This is a genomic window from Rhizobium sp. 01T444, assembly GCF_056398305.1.
Genome location: NZ_JBFTPD010000260.1, coordinates 1 through 619, shown reverse-complemented (window position 1 = coordinate 619; position 619 = coordinate 1). Strand labels below are relative to the sequence as shown.

General features: G+C 65.3%; 2 protein-coding genes. Both read right to left on the bottom strand.

Translation table 11 applies throughout. From position 1 onward, the window contains the following. Positions 1 to 307: cation-transporting P-type ATPase (locus AC1DTN_RS38335; RefSeq protein WP_477925414.1), on the bottom strand; the 307-nt coding region annotated here is incomplete at its 3' end. A 128-nt stretch (positions 308 to 435) separates the two neighbouring features. Continuing rightward, the coding region (locus AC1DTN_RS38330) for a hypothetical protein (protein ID WP_477925412.1) at positions 436 to 619 on the bottom strand (184 nt) is incomplete at its 5' end.

Sequence of the window (619 nt, the reverse complement as noted above, 5' to 3'; positions counted from 1 at the left end):
AGACGATGACCGATGCAATCACGATCGCATCCACTGGCCAGTCGTGCCCGCCCTCGATCAGCCACGCAGCAAGGGCGATGGCCACCGCACCTAACAAAAGGTAGATCAATGGATCCTGGAACTGGCGGAGGATATGGCGCCAAGTGGGCTCGCGCTGAGCAGCACGCAGTTCGTTTGGCCCATCGCTTGCGAGGCGCGCAGCCGCCTCCTCCGTGGCGAGTCCGCTCTCGAGGTCAGTGCCCAGTGCCCGGGCCACCTCTTCGGTATCGAGGAGCGAAGGGTCTACGTGGATTGTGTCGGCCGTCATGGCGGCGATCCTGCCGCAGTTCCCGCCTTGTCACAACCACAGGGGGCACCCGGAAAACTTTGGCACCCACGACAACGATCAACGAGTGCCACGGCTGCAGGAGTACCCCGCCACTGCTCCTGTTCCCGTCACCGGTCGCGGACAGTTCCCGCGCAGGGAGACGGCGGCGTAGCAGTCGACCCACCGCTCACCGGAGCGCGAGCCAGTGTCTCCCGCGGTTTGAACAAGAGCCCCTTGGGCGACGTCGCATCGGGATTGGGGTTCGGGCGGAAGTCGACCGTCGTGCCCTCCTGACCGACAGCCCGACAGAGG